Origin of the sequence: Solidesulfovibrio fructosivorans JJ], from assembly GCF_000179555.1 — a bacterium.
GTDB lineage: Bacteria > Desulfobacterota > Desulfovibrionia > Desulfovibrionales > Desulfovibrionaceae > Solidesulfovibrio > Solidesulfovibrio fructosivorans.
Genome location: NZ_AECZ01000013.1, coordinates 93012 through 108500, shown reverse-complemented (window position 1 = coordinate 108500; position 15489 = coordinate 93012). Strand labels below are relative to the sequence as shown.

General features: G+C 65.2%; 16 protein-coding genes. 4 read left to right on the top strand and 12 right to left on the bottom strand.

Annotated features, from left to right (window positions below; translation table 11 throughout):
* Positions 1-17 precede the first annotated feature (17 nt).
* From DESFRDRAFT_RS11050 to DESFRDRAFT_RS11035, 4 genes are read left to right on the top strand one after another with little or no spacing between them, the layout of a single operon-like run.
* Entirely contained in the window at positions 18-731 is a 714-nt protein-coding gene (locus DESFRDRAFT_RS11050; protein ID WP_005993898.1) for an amino acid ABC transporter permease, read from the top strand.
* A gap of 1 nt (position 732) precedes the next feature.
* Positions 733-1518, top strand: a complete 786-nt coding sequence (locus DESFRDRAFT_RS11045) for an amino acid ABC transporter ATP-binding protein (protein ID WP_005993897.1) — start codon at positions 733-735, stop codon at positions 1516-1518.
* A 4-nt stretch (positions 1519-1522) separates the two neighbouring features.
* Positions 1523-2215 (top strand): amino acid ABC transporter permease, encoded by a 693-nt coding sequence (locus tag DESFRDRAFT_RS11040; protein ID WP_005993896.1) that lies wholly within the window; start codon positions 1523-1525, stop codon positions 2213-2215.
* Positions 2216-2217: 2 nt separating this feature from the next.
* Positions 2218-3579, top strand: a complete 1362-nt coding sequence (locus DESFRDRAFT_RS11035) for an FAD-binding oxidoreductase (RefSeq protein ID WP_005993894.1) — start codon at positions 2218-2220, stop codon at positions 3577-3579.
* Here DESFRDRAFT_RS11035 and DESFRDRAFT_RS11030 read toward each other — a convergent pair.
* The 12 genes from DESFRDRAFT_RS11030 to DESFRDRAFT_RS10975 form a co-directional block, all read right to left on the bottom strand.
* On the bottom strand, positions 3576-4508 hold the full coding sequence (locus tag DESFRDRAFT_RS11030) for an alpha/beta fold hydrolase (RefSeq protein WP_005993892.1): 933 nt from the start codon (positions 4506-4508) through the stop codon (positions 3576-3578). The two genes, DESFRDRAFT_RS11035 and DESFRDRAFT_RS11030, sit on opposite strands and share 4 nt — an antisense overlap.
* 134 nt (positions 4509-4642) lie before the next feature.
* Entirely contained in the window at positions 4643-5197 is a 555-nt protein-coding gene (locus DESFRDRAFT_RS11025; protein ID WP_005993890.1) for a 4Fe-4S binding protein, read from the bottom strand.
* Position 5198: 1 nt separating this feature from the next.
* Positions 5199-6191: an NADH-quinone oxidoreductase subunit NuoH gene (gene nuoH / locus DESFRDRAFT_RS11020; protein ID WP_005993888.1), complete on the bottom strand. Its 993-nt coding sequence runs from the start codon at positions 6189-6191 to the stop codon at positions 5199-5201.
* On the bottom strand, positions 6188-7345 hold the full coding sequence (locus DESFRDRAFT_RS11015; protein ID WP_005993887.1) for an NADH-quinone oxidoreductase subunit D: 1158 nt from the start codon (positions 7343-7345) through the stop codon (positions 6188-6190). Before DESFRDRAFT_RS11015 ends, nuoH begins: the two co-directional genes overlap by 4 nt.
* 8 nt (positions 7346-7353) lie before the next feature.
* Positions 7354-7908, bottom strand: coding sequence for an NADH-quinone oxidoreductase subunit C (locus tag DESFRDRAFT_RS11010; protein WP_005993886.1), 555 nt, complete (start codon positions 7906-7908; stop codon positions 7354-7356).
* Entirely contained in the window at positions 7905-8441 is a 537-nt protein-coding gene (locus DESFRDRAFT_RS11005; protein ID WP_005993885.1) for an NADH-quinone oxidoreductase subunit B, read from the bottom strand. Before DESFRDRAFT_RS11005 ends, DESFRDRAFT_RS11010 begins: the two co-directional genes overlap by 4 nt.
* Positions 8399-8797: an NADH-quinone oxidoreductase subunit A gene (locus DESFRDRAFT_RS11000; RefSeq protein WP_005993884.1), complete on the bottom strand. Its 399-nt coding sequence runs from the start codon at positions 8795-8797 to the stop codon at positions 8399-8401. Before DESFRDRAFT_RS11000 ends, DESFRDRAFT_RS11005 begins: the two co-directional genes overlap by 43 nt.
* A gap of 35 nt (positions 8798-8832) precedes the next feature.
* A complete protein-coding gene (locus DESFRDRAFT_RS10995; protein WP_005993883.1) occupies positions 8833-10233 on the bottom strand; it encodes an NADH-quinone oxidoreductase subunit N in 1401 nt (466 codons plus the stop codon).
* Positions 10230-11807, bottom strand: coding sequence for a complex I subunit 4 family protein (locus DESFRDRAFT_RS10990; protein ID WP_005993882.1), 1578 nt, complete (start codon positions 11805-11807; stop codon positions 10230-10232). The genes DESFRDRAFT_RS10995 and DESFRDRAFT_RS10990 overlap by 4 nt, the downstream gene beginning before the upstream one ends.
* Before the next feature lie 26 nt (positions 11808-11833).
* Positions 11834-13648: a Na(+)/H(+) antiporter subunit D gene (locus DESFRDRAFT_RS10985; protein WP_005993881.1), complete on the bottom strand. Its 1815-nt coding sequence runs from the start codon at positions 13646-13648 to the stop codon at positions 11834-11836.
* Positions 13635-13901: a hypothetical protein gene (locus DESFRDRAFT_RS10980; RefSeq protein WP_005993880.1), complete on the bottom strand. Its 267-nt coding sequence runs from the start codon at positions 13899-13901 to the stop codon at positions 13635-13637. Before DESFRDRAFT_RS10980 ends, DESFRDRAFT_RS10985 begins: the two co-directional genes overlap by 14 nt.
* Positions 13902-13993: 92 nt before the next feature.
* On the bottom strand, positions 13994-15487 hold the full coding sequence (locus DESFRDRAFT_RS10975; protein WP_005993879.1) for a monovalent cation/H+ antiporter subunit D family protein: 1494 nt from the start codon (positions 15485-15487) through the stop codon (positions 13994-13996).
* Between the last annotated feature and the right edge of the window lie 2 nt (positions 15488-15489).

Below are 15489 nucleotides of genomic sequence, written 5' to 3'. Positions count from 1 at the left end.
TCCCGGACAAAATACACATGGACGGTTACGTCAAGGCGGGGCTCGCCATCTGGGAAGCCCTCCCCTATATCCTGGGCGGCATCTGGTGGACGGCTGGGCTTATCATCGGCGCCATGGCGCTGGGCCTTCTCCTCGGCATTCCCCTGGCCGTGGCCCACGTCTACGGCGGCAAGCCCATGCGCCGTTTCGTTTCGGCCTACATCTGGCTTTTTCGCGGCATCCCCATCCTGGTGCAGCTCTACCTTTTTTACTTCGGCATCATGGCCTATCTGAGCCAGCTTCCGGCCCTATCCTTTCTCCCCCTTTCCTCGGGGTTTCTGTCCGCCGTGCTGGTTTTGGGCCTGACCAGCGCCGCCTACCAGTCCCAGATTTTCCGGGGCGCGATTCAAAGCCTGCCGCCGGGACAGCTCAAGGCCGCCCGGGCGCTCGGCATGAGCGACGCCGTCGCCATCCGCGCCATCATCCTGCCCCAGGCGCTGCGCCTGGCCATTCCGGCCTGGTCCAACGAGTATTCCATCCTGCTTAAAGACTCGGCCCTGGCCTTTACCATAGGCGTGCTCGAAGTCATGTCCCGCACACGGTCGGTGGCGGCCCTCACCCACCAGCCGCTGCCCCTTTCCCTTTTGGCCGGGGCGCTCTTTTTCTTTCTCACCTGGGCCGGCATCAAGGCCCTCAAACGCCTCGAGGCCAAGGTGCGCATCCCCGGATACGCGCACCAGGGATCATTGTAGCATGGTTGACCAGCCCATTTTGCGCGTCGAAAACATCGTCAAGACCATCGGCGGGAACCGCATCCTCGACGACGTGTCCCTTACCGTCAAAAGGGGCGGACTCAAGGTGCTCATCGGCCCCTCGGGCGCGGGCAAATCCACGCTGCTTGCCTGCATCAACTTCCTCTCCCCGCCCGACTCCGGCGCCATTACCCTCGAAGGCAAGACCATCGACGGCAAAAGCAAGCGCGAACTGCTCGCCCTGCGCCAGCAGGTCGGCATGATCTTTCAGGATTTCAACCTGTTCGACCACCTCTCCGCCATGGAGAACGTGCGCGTGGCCTTGATCAAGGTCAAGGGCATGGACAAGCGCGCCGCCACCGCGCGGGCCATGGAGGAACTGGCCCGGGTGGGCCTTGCCGACAAACCCTCGCTCTACCCGGCCCAGCTTTCCGGCGGCCAGAAGCAGCGGGTGTCCGTGGCCCGGGCGCTCGCCCTCGACCCCAAGGTGCTGCTTCTCGACGAGCCCACGTCGGCCCTCGATCCGGAGCTTATCGGCGAGGTGCTCACGGTCATCCGGGACCTGGCCGACGAGGGCATGACCATGATCATGGCCACGCACCAGATCAGTTTTTCGGCCGCCCTGGCCGACGAGTTCCTCTTCATGGAACAGGGGCGCATCGTGGAGCGCGGCGCGCCTTCGGTGCTGCTCGCCCATGGCTCGGGCAGCCGCACCCAGTCGTTTTGCGCCAAGCTCAGCGAACTTGCCGGCGAAGCCACCTGCGAACTCGCCTCCCCGGCCGTCTGACGCCATGGACAGCTTTTATCATTTCGCGGTCAGCCGCATCATCCCGGCGCTCAATGCGGGCCTGTGGACGAGCATCCTCCTCATCATCCCCTCGTCGCTTTTAGGCGTGGCCATCGGCGTGTCCGTGGGCACGGCCCGGGTCTACGGCCCCCGGCCGCTGGTGCGGGTCCTCGAGTGGTACGTGTCCCTTTTTCGCGGCACGCCGCTGGTGGTGCAGCTCTATTTCTGGTACTTCGCCCTGCCCTACGTCTCCATTGGCGGCTGGCGCTGCATCCTGTCGCCCATGTGGGCCTCGATCATCGGATTCGCGCTTTGCAGCGGGGCCTACCAGTCCGAATACATCCGGGGCGGGCTGCTCTCCATCAAGCGGGGCCAGCTGCGCGCCGCCCAGGCCCTCGGCATGACGCCGTTTACCACCATCACCTCCGTCGTCCTGCCCCAGGCCTTCCGCCGGGCCCTGCCCGGCTGCGGCAACGAGATCATCTACCTCATCAAGTATTCCTCGCTCGCCTCCATCATCACGGTCAGCGACCTGACCGGCATGGGCAGAAGCCTGGCCAAGGCCACCTTTCGCAACACCGAGGTTTTCGTGGTGGTCGGCGTCTATTATCTGGCGCTGGTGACCGTGGCCACGCTGGTGCTGCGCTCGGTGGAAAAGCGCCTGGAACTGCCGGGATTCGAAGCCAAAAAGGATTAACCGTGGACGTTGCGCTGCTTGACGCCCTGGCCCGCGAGCTGGGGCCGGGCTTTCGCACGGACCCCGAAGCGCTGGGTGGGGCCGCGACCGATGACTCGGGCATTGCCGCCGCGCCCGAAGCCGTTTTTTTCCCGCGAAACGCCGACGAGATCAGCCGCCTGCTGCAGCTGGCCGATCGCCACGGCTTTGCCGTGACCCCGCGCGGGGCCGGCACCGGGCTTTGCGCCGGCAGCGTGGCCACAGCCGGCGGCGTGGTGGTGGCGACCACGGCCATGGACCGGATCCTCGCCATCGATACGGCCAACCTTATCGCCGTGGTCGAGCCGGGAGTGATCACCAAGACACTTCGCGACGCCGCTGCCGAAACCGGCCTTTTCTATCCCCCCGACCCGGCGAGCCTGGCCACCTCCACCATGGGCGGCAACGCCGCCACCAATGCCGGCGGTCCGGCCTGCGTCAAATACGGCGTCACCCGGGACTATGTGCTCGGCGCGACCTGCGTGCTGCCGGACGGGGAAATCCTCGAGACGGGCGTGGCCACGCGCAAAGGGGTGGTGGGCTACGACCTGAGCGGGCTGCTCATCGGTTCGGAAGGCACCCTTGGCGTCATCACCGAGCTTACCGTCAAGCTCATTCCCCATCCGCGCGAGGTGCGGGCGGTCGCCGCGCTTTTCGCCGACGCCCGCGCCGCCGTGACCACCGTGTCCGCCATCATGACCAGCGGCATCACGCCCTCGGCCGTGGAGTTCATGGACCGGGCCTGCCTGGGGCTCGTGGAGGAACTGTTGCCCTTGGCGCTTCCGGACGGCGAACCGACACTGCTGTTGCTCGAAGCCGACGGCGACCCGGACGAGGCGGCCAGGGACATCGCCCGCATCGCCGCCATCTGCCGCGACGCCGGAGCCCTGGCCCTCATGCCGGCCGACGACGCCGCTAGGCGCGAAAAGCTCTGGGACATCCGCCGCCAGACCTCCACGCGCATCCACGAAAGCGCGCCGGTGTACCTTTCCGACGACACGGTGGTGCCGATCGCCCGCATCCCGGAGCTGGTGGCCCGCCTGCCCGGGCTCGGGCAGCGCTTCGGCATGACGGTGTACGCCTTCGGCCATGCCGGCGACGGCAACATCCACGTCAACGTCACCGGCGAGGACGGCAGCCGCGAGCGCGGCCTGACGCTTTTGCGCGAACTTGTGGCCATCGTCCTCGAACTCGGCGGCACCATGTCCGGCGAGCACGGCATCGGCCTGGCCAAAAAGCCCTTTCTCGACATGGAGCTTTCCCCCCGCTCCATCGCCCTGCAAAAAAGCATAAAACGCCTGTTCGACCCCCGGGGCGTCATGAACCCGGGCAAGATCTTCCCCTAATCCCTTTCCATTTGCTCCTTAAGCCAGGCCACGGCCGTGCGCTGCGCGGCCGCGGCCTCGTCGGCCAGCCAGAAGGCCAGGTGCGACCCGGACCTGATCCACTCCAGGCGCGCGCCGGGAATGGCCCCGGCCGCATAGACGGCGTCGCCGGGGTCCACGTCGTTGTCCACGTCGCCGTGCATGACGAGCGTCGGACAGGATATCCCGGCCAAGGGCAGCTCTCCGATGGCGGCATACTGGGCCAGATCGTTTCGCACGCCCTCCTCGCGTTCGGGAAAACGGTCGGCAAAGGTGTGGACCATGCGGACGAACAGCTCCCGCTTGAGCGGGTCGGCCAGCACATGGCGCACGCGCTCCTTGAGCGTCGCGGCGTCCAGGGTGCTTTCCTCGCCGAGCAGCCCCTCCAGGGCGGATTTGGGGAAATGGTCGGTAAAAAAGGCCGTCAGCCGCAGCCCCATGTCAGTGACGAAAATCTTCCGGGCCAGGGGCGAAGCCTTTATGGCATAGGTCCGGCTGACCGAATCGACCTGGATGAGCGCCGCCACCCGGTCGGGATGGCGCGCGGCCAGCATGTAGGCCGGCGGTCCGCCGGCCGAAGCGCCAAGCACGGCAACCCGGTCTAAACCGAGGACGTCGAGCAGCGCGGCCAACGCGTCGGCCTGCGCCTCGGGCGTCGCGCCGGTTGCCAGGGGCGTGCCCAGGTACCCGGGCCGCGATACGCCGATGACGCGAAATCCGTTGACGCGAAAAAGCTCGCCAAGCAGCATTCCCTGGTCATAGCCGCCCGGGCCGCCGTGGACGCACAAAAGCGGCGCGCCCCGGCCGCGCTCGGCATATTCCACCGCCCCCTTCGCCGTCCGGGCGATATGCGGGGGCGTTTGCAGACAGGCGTCGAGGTCTTCGAGGCCTGGAACAACGAACTCCGGCATGGGCTCTCTCCTGTGTTGCCGCGCTTGCCCGCGCGGGTGCTCCGCCGTCAGAAACGCATAAAAAAAGCGCCCGCGGCCGCAGCCACGAGCGCCATAACGTCGCAGTCAATCCGAAACGCGCTCCCGCGTCGGCATTACGCCGCCGGGGTATCGGCCGTTTCGGCGTCCTTTACCGCGCTGCCCGGAGCAGCATCCGCCGCCTGCTCGCGCAGCCGGGAAACCAACTCAAACTCGAACGCCTTGCGGTCAAAGGCCACCATGTAGGCGTCGTGGCAAAAGCGCAGCGAATCCACCGGGCAGGCCCGGGCACATTGGCCGCACAGGCTGCAAAGCGAGAAATCGACGATGAACTTGGCCGGCGTCTTGCTGCCCTTTTGGGGCGCGGGCCCCAGCTTACCCGTGTCCGCCTCGCCTTCCTTGACCGGCACAGGGCACAGCACCGAGATGCAGTTCGACGGGCAGGCCTTGACGCAGGCCCCGCAAGCCACGCAACGCGCCACGGCCGGGTCCTCGTCCTTGCCGATCAGCTCCACATGGCCGCGAAAGGTGGCCAGGTTGTCCACTTCCTCTTTGGGATAGATCACGGTCACGCCGGGCTCGCACAGCGCCTTGCCCGTCACGCCAAGCCCGATGACCAGGCTTTTAAGCCCCGTGTAGGCTTCCCCGATAAGTTGCGAAAGTTGCGACATGTCAGCCTCCAAATCCCGTCACGACGACCACGGTCAGGGCAAGGTCGATCAGCGCCAGGGGCGTGAGCCACTTCCAGCTGAGGTTAAGAAGCTGGTCGAAGCGCACGCGCGGATACGTCCAACGCAGCCAGATGATGAAGAAGAGCACGCAGTAGATCTTGACCAGAAACCACCACACGCCGGGCAGAAACGGTCCTTGCCAGCCGCCCAGGAACAGCGCGGCGGCAACGCCCGCGACCACGATCATGTTGGCGTATTCGGCCAGGAAGAAAAGGCCGAAGCCCATGCCAGAATATTCCGTGTGGAAGCCGGCCGTGAGTTCCGATTCGGCTTCCGGCAGGTCGAAGGGGGCGCGGTTGGTCTCGGCCACGGCGCAGATCAGGAAGATGAAAAAGGCCAGGGGGTTTTTGACGCCGTACCACTGCCAGGGCCAGCCGCCCTGCTGGGCCGAGATGGTGTAGAGGTCGAGCGACCCGGCGGTCAGGGCCACGGCCATGACCGACAGGAGCAGCGGCACCTCGTAGGCCACGGACTGGGCCACGGAACGGGCCGCGCCGAGCAGGCCGAACTTGTTGTTGGAGCCCCAGCCGGCCAGAATCAACGACAGCACGCCAAGCCCGGAAAAGGCCAGGATGAGCACCAGCCCGAGGTTGAGCGGAATGGTCGTCAGGTTGGGGCCATAGGGCAGCGGCAGCAGGCAGATGGTCACCGGGGCGAAGGCCAGAAGCGGCGCGGTCCAGAAAAGGACCTTGTCGCAGCGGGCCGGGGACACGAGCTGCTTGCCCATGAGCTTGAGCGCGTCGACCAGCGGCTGGAGCAGGCCATGGGGACCGACGTGCAGGGGCCCAGGCCGGTATTGGCAATGGCCGGCCACCTTGCGCTCGACCCAGACCAGCACCAGGCCGTTTAAGCCGATGAAGGCAAAGAGGCACAGCAGGCCGATGACCAGCCGCGTCAGCGGATAATCGAGGCTTAAAAGCATGTCCATGTTCATCGGTCGATCTCCGGGATGACAAGGTCAAGGCTGCCCAGAATGGACACCGCGTCGGCCAGGAGCGTGCCCTCGGCCAGCTCGCTGAAGACGTTCAGATTGGTAAAGCCCGGGGCGCGCAGCTTCACCCGATAGGGCTTGGGGCCGCCGTCGGAGCGCACGTGGATGAGGATCTTGCCGCGCGCGCCTTCCACGGCGAAAGAGGCCTCGCCCTTGGGGGGCTTGAGGGTCTTGGCGACCTTGGTCTGGATCGGGCCCTCGGGCAGATCCTGGACGGCCTGGTCGATGATGTCGCAGCTCGTGACCAGCTCATCGAGACGCACCATGTAGCGGGCCATGGCGTCGCCCTCGGGGTAGTTCGGGATGCGGAAATCGAAACGGTTGTAGACGCCGTAGGGCTCGGCCCGGCGGGTGTCCACGGGCGCGCCCGAGCCGCGGATCACGGGGCCGGTGGCGCCGTAGCGGCGGGCCAGCTCCACGTCCATCACACCGATGCCTTCGCAACGCCCGCGCAGGATCACGTTGTCCGTGACCAGATCGCGGTACATGGGCAGCCGCGACCGCAGACGCCTGGTGAAGGCCAGGCAGCGCGAGGCGAAGTCGGCCGGAACGTCGCCGTACACCCCGCCGATTGTGAAGTAGGAATAGGTCAGGCGCGAACCCGTGACGTCCTGGAGGATGTCGAGGATCTGCTCGCGATCGTCGAAAGCGTACATGATGGGGGTAAACGCCCCGAGGTCGAGGAGATAGGCGCCCCACCAGAGCAGATGCGAGCTGATGCGGTTAAGCTCCGTCACGGCCACGCGGATGTATTCGGCGCGCTCCGGGACCTCAAGCCCCATCAGGCGCTCCACCGCGCCGGCCCAGGCCCAGTTCCAGGCCATGGGATGGAGATAGTCCACCCGGCCCATGTTGGGCATGAACTGCATGTAGGTCTTTTGTTCTGCCATCCACTCGTGCATGCGGTGGATGTAGCCGAGCACCGGTTCGGCGCGCACAATGTACTCGCCGTCGAGTTCGAGCATGATGCGCAACACGCCGTGCGTGGAGGGATGCTGCGGCCCCAGGCTCAAAACGAGCTTGTCCTCGGTCGGTCCGGGCTCGAACCGCGCGGAGACGAGATCGCCCCGCAAGGAATTCGGATCGAAGGCTTGCATGCGTCCTCCTAGCCCTGGGCGTCCTTGACGGCTTTGGGGGCCGCCGGCGCGGGTTTGGCCTTTTCCTTGGGCTCGGGCTCGGGCTCGGCCAGCCCGCAGTCGACGAGATAGGAAAGCGGCACGAGATCGGCCAGGGACTTGCGAGCCTTCTCCGTTTTGACCAGCGGCGCGATGTCGCTGTCCTCAGGGAGAAGCAGGTGGTGCAGGTTCGGATGGCCGGAAAAGATGATGCCGTAAAAATCGAAACATTCCCGCTCGTGCCAGTCGGCTCCGGTGAAGATGTCGGTCACCGTCGGCACCGTGGGGTTGTCGTGGGGCACGGTCAGGCGCAGCACGATGCGGTTGGCCCCGTCGAGAAGGCTCAGGTGGTAGGCCACCTCGAAGCCCTCTTCCAGGTCGGAGGCCATGACGTCCTCGAGCAGGTAGCCTTCGGCGAAGAGCACGGCCACGGCGTCGTGGACGGTTTCCGCCGTCAGGGTGACGGAGAACACGCAGCCCGTGGCGGCAAAATCCAGGGGCGCGGAGCAGGCCGGATGGAGTTTTTCGAGAAGGGCCTGGTTCATCGTTCGCCTCCAGCGGGGACCTGCCACCAGCGCCGGCCGGTCATCTTCTGCTGGATGGCGAACAGGCCTTCCAGCAATCCCTCGGGACGGGGCGGGCAGCCGGGCACGTAGACGTCGACCGGGATGAGGGTATCCACACCCTGGACCACGTTATACTGCCCCTCGATGTTGAAGGGGCCGCCCGAAATGGCGCAGTTGCCAAGGGCCATGACGAAACGCGGCGCGGGCATCTGTTCGAAGAGACGCACCACCAGCGGGGCGAGCTTCTTGTTGACCGTGCCGGCCACGATCATGAGGTCGGACTGGCGCGGCGAGGGCCGGAAGACCTCCGCGCCGAAGCGCGCGATGTCGAACCGGGCCATGCCCACGGCCATCATCTCGATGGCGCAACAGGCGATACCGAAGGTCATGGGCCAGATGGACATGGCCCGGCACACGTCCACGATCTTCTGGACCGCAGGCGTGGCGACGAGCGCCGGATCGACCGTATTTACGGCCGGGGCGCAACACGAACCTGGATTCTGCGGGGCCATGTGAACACTCCCTTACGCATGAAGTAGATGATGGCGGCGCCAAGCACCGCGATAAAAACCAGCAGCTTTATAGCCGCGACACCCCCCTGGGGCTTGGCGAAAAGGGCCGCGACCGGGAAGAGGTAGAGGATGTCCACCTCGAAGGCCAAGAAGATCAGGGCGTAGAAGTAGTAGTTGATGCCGAAGCGGACCCAGGAAGGGCCGTGCGTGGGCACGCCGCATTCGTAGGTCTCGGCCAGGGCGCCGCCGTGGGCCTTGGGGGCGATGAAAAGCTCGGCCAGAAGCGGGCCGGCGGCAAAAAGCACCCCGCCCAGGAAGAAGAGCAGTATCGCCGCTTGAAACCAGGTAAAGACCATGCGCCTTTCCCTCCTTTCGTTGACTGCCGCCGCACCTAGGGGTGCAGCTGGGTCCCGGCCATGGCCGCCAGGTCATACAGCGGCGCGGGGATGATGCCGGCCAGGAGCACCAGCGCCGCCAGCACGCCGCCAAAGACCAGCGTGCCCTTGGGGATGGCCAGGGCCGGAGCGTCGGATTCGCCGGTGTAGGCGTGGCGCACCAGACCCAGGTAGTAATAGATGGAGATGGCCGTATTGAGCACGGCCACGATCACCAGCCAGTAGAATCCCTGATCCCAGGCGGCCGAGAGCAGGAAGAGCTTGCCGGTAAAGCCGGCGGTGGGCGGCAGGCCGACCAGGGAGAAGGCGGCCACGGCCAGGATCATGGCCAGGGCCGGCGCGCGGTGGTACAGGCCGTTGAGGTCGTCCAGGCTCGGATTCTCGCCGTCCTTCGACATGGTGCACACGACGTAGAAGGCGGCCAGGTTCATCAGAATGTAGGCCAGGCTGTAAAAGGCCGAGGCGGCCAGCCCCGCCGCCGATCCGGCGGCAAGGCCCAGCATGACGTAGCCGGCGTGGGCCACGGACGAGTAGCCGAGCAGCCGCTTGACGTCGCGCTGGACCAGGGCGGCCAGGTTGCCGCCGGTCATGGAGATAGCGCCGAGCACGGCCAGGATGGTGGTCACTTCCATGTGCGGGGTGAGGATGGCGGCCAGACGCACCAGCACCACCACCGCGCCGAGCTTGGGAATGGTGGCCACGTAGGCGGCCGTCTCGTTCTTCGTTCCCTGGTAGACGTCAGGGCACCAGAAGTGGAACGGGAACAGCGCCAGCTTGTAGAAGAAGCCGGCCAGAAAAAGCGTCAGCCCGACCACGGCCAGGGGCGCGTCGGCAAAGCTCCAGGAGGAGGCGGCCAAGGCGGCGATGTAGGTCGTGTGCTTGGCGGCCATGATGTAGGACAGGCCGAACAGGGCGATGGCCGTCACCGCCGCGCCAAAAAGGATGTACTTGATGCCCGCCTCGGCCGCGCGCCGGTCATGGCCGCGCAGCGGAATCAGGGCGTAGAGGCTGTAGGAGGAAAGTTCCAAAGCCAGATACAGCGTGACCAGCTCCACGCACGAGGCCAGGAGCATGAGTCCCCAGGCCGAAAGCGCCAGCAGCATGAAGTAGTCCGGCGTCAGGTCCCGGCTGTCCTTTTTCCCGGCGGCGATGCCGGTCACGACCGCGAAGCCGAAGGCGATGGCGAGCTTGAAAAACTGCGACAGGGCGTCCAGCTTGTAGGTGGCGTAGAGCATCTCGTCGCGGGCCCCGAGTCCGGCCACGGCGACCAGCACGCCGATTCCGGCGGCCACGGGCAGCCAGGACATCACCCGGCGCGAGCCGCGCACACTGGCGACGAACAGGGCGCAGACAATGCCAAGCAGCCACAATTCCGGCAACAGTTTGAAGATGGTCATGGAAGCTCCTTGCGGACGGCGTCCGTGGCGGTGGCCACGGTCATGGACGCGGGAAGGCGCATGCGCTCGGCGAACTTCATGTCGCTGGTCAAGCCCATGGCCTGATTCTTTTCGCGCATGACGGAAAGCACGCGCTCGATGGAGGGCTCGATGGTCTTGATGGCCAACGACGGGGCCAGGCCGATGTAGAAGACGAGCAAGGCCAGCGGGATGAGCGTCACCCACTCCCGCGCGCCAAGGTCATGCCAGCTTTTCTTGAAGGCGCTCGGCTCGCCCCAGGTCACGCGCTGGAGCAGGCGCAGCATGTAGGCGGCGGCGAGCATGGCCCCGGGCACGGCGGCGAAGCCCACCCAGGGATTGTTGGAAAAGGCCCCGATCAGGACCAGAATCTCCCCCACGAAGCTGTTGGTGCCCGGAAAGGCCAGGGACGAGAAGGAGAAGACGCCGAAGAGAAACATGAAGGCCGGCATGAATTTGCCGAGCCCCTGGTTGTCGGCGATCTCGCGGCTGTGGCTGCGCTCGTAGATAAGCCCGACCATCATGAACAGGCCGCCTGTGGTGATGCCGTGGTTGAGCATCTGGAGGATGGCCCCGGAGACGCCTTTGACGCTGAAAAGGAAGATGCCGAGCGTCACGAAGCCCATATGGCCCACGGAGGAGTAGGCGATCAGCTTCTTGATGTCGGTCTGCCCGAGCGCGATGCAGCCGCCGTAGATGATGGAGGCGATGGAGATGGCGATCATGGCCGGCGCGGCCGTGACCGAGGCGGCCGGGGTCAGGGGCAGGCAGAAGCGCAGGAAGCCGTAGGTGCCCATTTTGAGCAGGATCGCGGCCAGGAGCACGCTGCCCGCGGCCGGGGCCTCGACGTGGGCGGCCGGCAGCCAGGTATGGAACGGGAACATGGGGACCTTGATGGCGAAGGCCAGGGCCATGGCCAGGAAAGCCCACATCTGGAAGCGGAAGGAGTAGCTCTTCTCCATCAACTCAGGAATGGAGAAGGTGCCGCCGACGTGGCGGAAGGCCACGATGGCCGCGAGCAAGAGCGTCGAGCCGGCCAGGGTGTAGAGGAAGAACTTGATGGAGGCGTAGCGCCGTCTCGGACCGCCCCAGACCGCGATGAGCAGGTACATGGGGACGAGCATGGCCTCCCAGAAGACGTAGAAGAGCACGAAGTCGAGCGCCGCGAACACGCCGATACAGGCCGAGGTCATCAGCAGCAGGCAGAAGTGGAACTCGGTGACCCGCTTGCTGATGTACGTCCAGGAACCGAGGACGCACAGGGGCAGCATCAAGGCGGTGAGAAGGATCATGTACAGGCTCAGGCCGTCCACGCCCATGTGGTAGGTCATGCCAAGGGCCGGCAGCCACGGCGCCTGCTCCACGAACTGAAAGGCCGGTCCGTTTGGCGCGTAGGACAGAAGCGGCAACGCGAGCAGGCATTCGAGGATGCCCGCGCCAAGCGTCACAAGCCGCACGGTACGCTCGTTTCGCCGCAGCACCAGCAAGGCCGCCGCGACTACCAAAGGCAGGACGATCAGCGTCGTCACCACCGGAAATCCGTTTTGCGTCGTCATGCAAAGCTCCCTTTGACCCTTGGCGGTCAGTCGACGAACCAGACGATGGCGAAGATGACAAGACCTATGGTCACGGCCGCGGCAAGGTAATCCTGCAACCGTCCGGTCTGGCCGCGCGCGACCGTCGCCCCGCCGACCTCACGCACGCTCCTGGCCGAGCCGTCGAGCACGCCGTCGATGACCTTTCCGTCAAAGACGCTCGTGCCGCGACCGGCATCGATCAGAGCCTTAAGCCCAATCTTTTCATAGACGTCGGTCCAGACGTTATCGATAGCCGCAGCCGGCACGGAGACGAGCTTCACAAAGCCCCGGCCAACGGCCCGGTACAGGAAGTCGAAGTCCAGGTTGCGACTGGGGTGCGGCGGAATGATCTTGCGCATGAGGTAGAACCCGAGCCCCGTGAAGCCGAGCAGGCAGCAGGCCTGCAGCACATGCCAGGGGGTGTAGGGCACGTAGTCCGTGGGGAACGGCAGCAGCGAATAGAGGGTGCCGGGGAACAGACCGATAAACAGGCACAGGAAAGAGGAGATGCCCATGCCGAGATACATGTTCCAGGGAATGGGCTTGAGCTCCATGGTGCTCTTCGGCTTGGCCCAGAAGGCGAAGTACGGCAGCTTGATGCCGACGGAAAGGAACGTGCCCACGGCGGCCAGCTCCATGCCGAGAGCGAGCCAGGTGTGATGGGACTCGGCCGCGGCGGCGATGGTCATGGTCTTGGTCACGAAGCCGTTGAAAAGCGGCATGCCGGAGATGGAGACCGCGCCGACCATGTAGCCGATCATGACCAGCGGCATCCGCGAGGCCAGACCGCCAAGCTCGGACAGCTTGGCCGTGCCGCAGGCGTACAGCAGGCAGCCCGTGCCCATGAACAGCAGGCCCTTATAAAGGATGTGGGCATAGGCGTGGGCGCAGGCCCCGTCCACGGCCATGGCCGTGCCGATGCCGATGCCGCACACCATGTACCCGACCTGGGAAACGATGTGGTAGGACAGGATGCGCCGGGCATTGTTCTCGATGGTCGCGTAAAAGACGCCGTAGAGCGCCATGATGCAGCCCCCGACGGCCAGAATCTCGAACCCGGCGAAGCCCCGGGCCAGCACGTAGACGGCGGTCTTGGTGGTAAAGGCGCTCATGAACACCGCGCCCGTGACCGTGGCTTCGGGATAGGCGTCGGGCAGCCAGGCGTGCAGCGGCACGAAGGCGGCGTTGACCAGGAAGCCGATCATGATGAGGTAGTCGTAGTAATGGGCCGTGGCCGGATCCACCGGGGTGAAGGCGAAGGTGCCGATGGCCCCGTAGCGAAGGAGCAAGCCGGCCAAAAGGAACAGCCCGCCGAAGGTGTGGAACAGGAAGTACCGGAAGCCGGCGGCCGTGGCCTGCTCGGTGTGGCGCAGCCAGATGAGGAACACCGAACCGACGCTCATCAGTTCCCAGAAGATGAAGAGCGTGACGTAATCGCCGGCGAACACGCAGCCGAATCCGCCCGCGACGTAGAGGCAGGCGGCCATGTGCTGGCCCCGATCCGGCACGTGCAGGGCGTAGATGAAGCCGATCAGCGCCTGGATGGCGAAGACGTCGGCGAAAATAAGCGCCAAGGCGTCCACCCGGCCAAGCTCGAGGGTCTGGCCGAGGTAGGGAATGGAGGCCAGATTGCGCACGCCGTCGGGACCGAGCGTCAGGGCGACGACCGAAGCGATGGCGACGATGGGCGGGGCCAGAAGCAGCCAGCGCCACGTCTTGTAGGTTTCATTGGACAGGAAGGCCATGACCAGGGCCAGGGCCAGAAAGCCGATGGCCGGATGCACGAAATGGATGCCCACGACGTTTTCAAGACCGGCCATTGTCATCCTCCGGGCGCGCCAGCATGGGATAAATCACTTTTTTGAGCACCACGACCATGACCACCGTGGCCACGAGGGCAAAGGCCTCCCAGAACCCGGGCACGCCTTCGCCGGAAAAATGGGGATGGTGCGGCGTGATGAAGAGGTTGAGCACCACGCATAGGCCCAGTACGGCATAGAGCGCTTTTTTCCATCCGTCGGCATTGGCCCTGGCCCGCTCCAGCCAGCTTCCAAGCGATTGCGGTTCCCGCATGGCGATCTCCCCTTCTCTAGTATCCACCCGGCCCGTCGGACCGCGCGGTTGCCATCATTTCCAAACGACCGGCTTTTCCTTGCGGTTGCCGGTTAGAATTTGCCGAAAGCGTTGATGAAGGACAGGAAAAACTGCGGATACAGGCCCAGCAGCACGGAGATGAGCGCCGTCAGACAAAGCGGCACGACCATGACCATGGGGGCTTCCCTGTATTGCGAGTGATCCATGCCCGCGACCGGAGGCCGGAAAAAGGCCCGGTAGACCACCGGCACAAAGTAACCGGCGTTTAAAAGCGTCGAAGCCAGAAGCGCAATCAGCAGGATGTATTGATGGATGCTGACCGCGCCGTTGACCAGATACCACTTGCTGACGAAGCCGCACACCGGCGGCACGCCGACCATGGACAACGCGGCCACGGCAAAGGCGCCGAAGGTGAAGGGCATCTTGCGGCCGAGGCCGTCCATGAGCGGAATCTCGCGCAGGTGGGTGGCCACGTAGATCGCGCCGGCGGCGAAGAAGAGCGTGATCTTGGCGAAGGCGTGGTGGGCGATGTGCAGCAAACCGCCCTTGATGGCCAGCGGCGAGAGCATGGCCACGCCTATTATGATGTAGGAGAGCTGGCTGACCGTGGAATAGGCCAGCCGCGCCTTGAGGTCGGTTTTGGTCAGGGCGATGATCGAGGCCACCACAATGGTAAAGGCGGCCAGATAGGCGGTGATGAGCCCGAGCCCCAAGTGGGAGAGCAGATCCACGCCGAAGCAGGACAGCATGATCCGCGAGACCGAGAACACGCCGGCCTTGACCACGGCCACCGCGTGCAGCAGGGCCGAGACGGGCGTCGGCGCGACCATGGCCGAAGGCAGCCAGTTGTGCAGCGGCATGATGGCGGCCTTGGCCAGACCGAAGATGAAAAGGAAGTAGGTGATGGTCACCAGGGTCGGGTCGGCCCCCGGCGGGAACATGCCCTGGCCGATGTTGGACAGATTGAAGTCGAGCGTGCCGCACTGGACATAGGTCAGGATCATGGCCGGCAGCAGGAAGAGCTTCGAGGTACCCATCAAGTACACGAGGTACTTGCGCGCGCCGTGGTAGCCCTCGGCGTCCTGGTGGTGGGCGACCAGGGGATACGTGAAGACGGTGATAACCTCATAGAAGAGGTACAGCGTCACGATGGTGCCGGAAAAGGCCACGCCGACGGCGCCGAAGATGGCCACGGCGAAGCAGAAGTAATACCGGGTCTGGGCGTGCTCCTTGAGGCTTCGCATGTAGCCGATGTTGTAGCTTGTGGCAAAAAACCACAAGAACGTGGCCACGATGGCGAAGATGCACGACAGCCCGTCCACGGCGAAGGTGATGGAGACGCCGGGGAAGAAGGTGACGACGTGGTAGGTCCAGACAACGCCATCAAGCACCCCGGGCACCATGGACACCACGGCGGCGAAGGCCATGGCCGCCGCGGCGAACGAAACGCCTTCGCGCAGGTCCTGGTTCTTGCGCAGGAGCCACACGGCGAACGGAGCCAGAAAGGTGATGATGATCGGGGCGAGGACCCGGGCGCTTTCGACGGTGTGAGCGGCAACGGCCATGA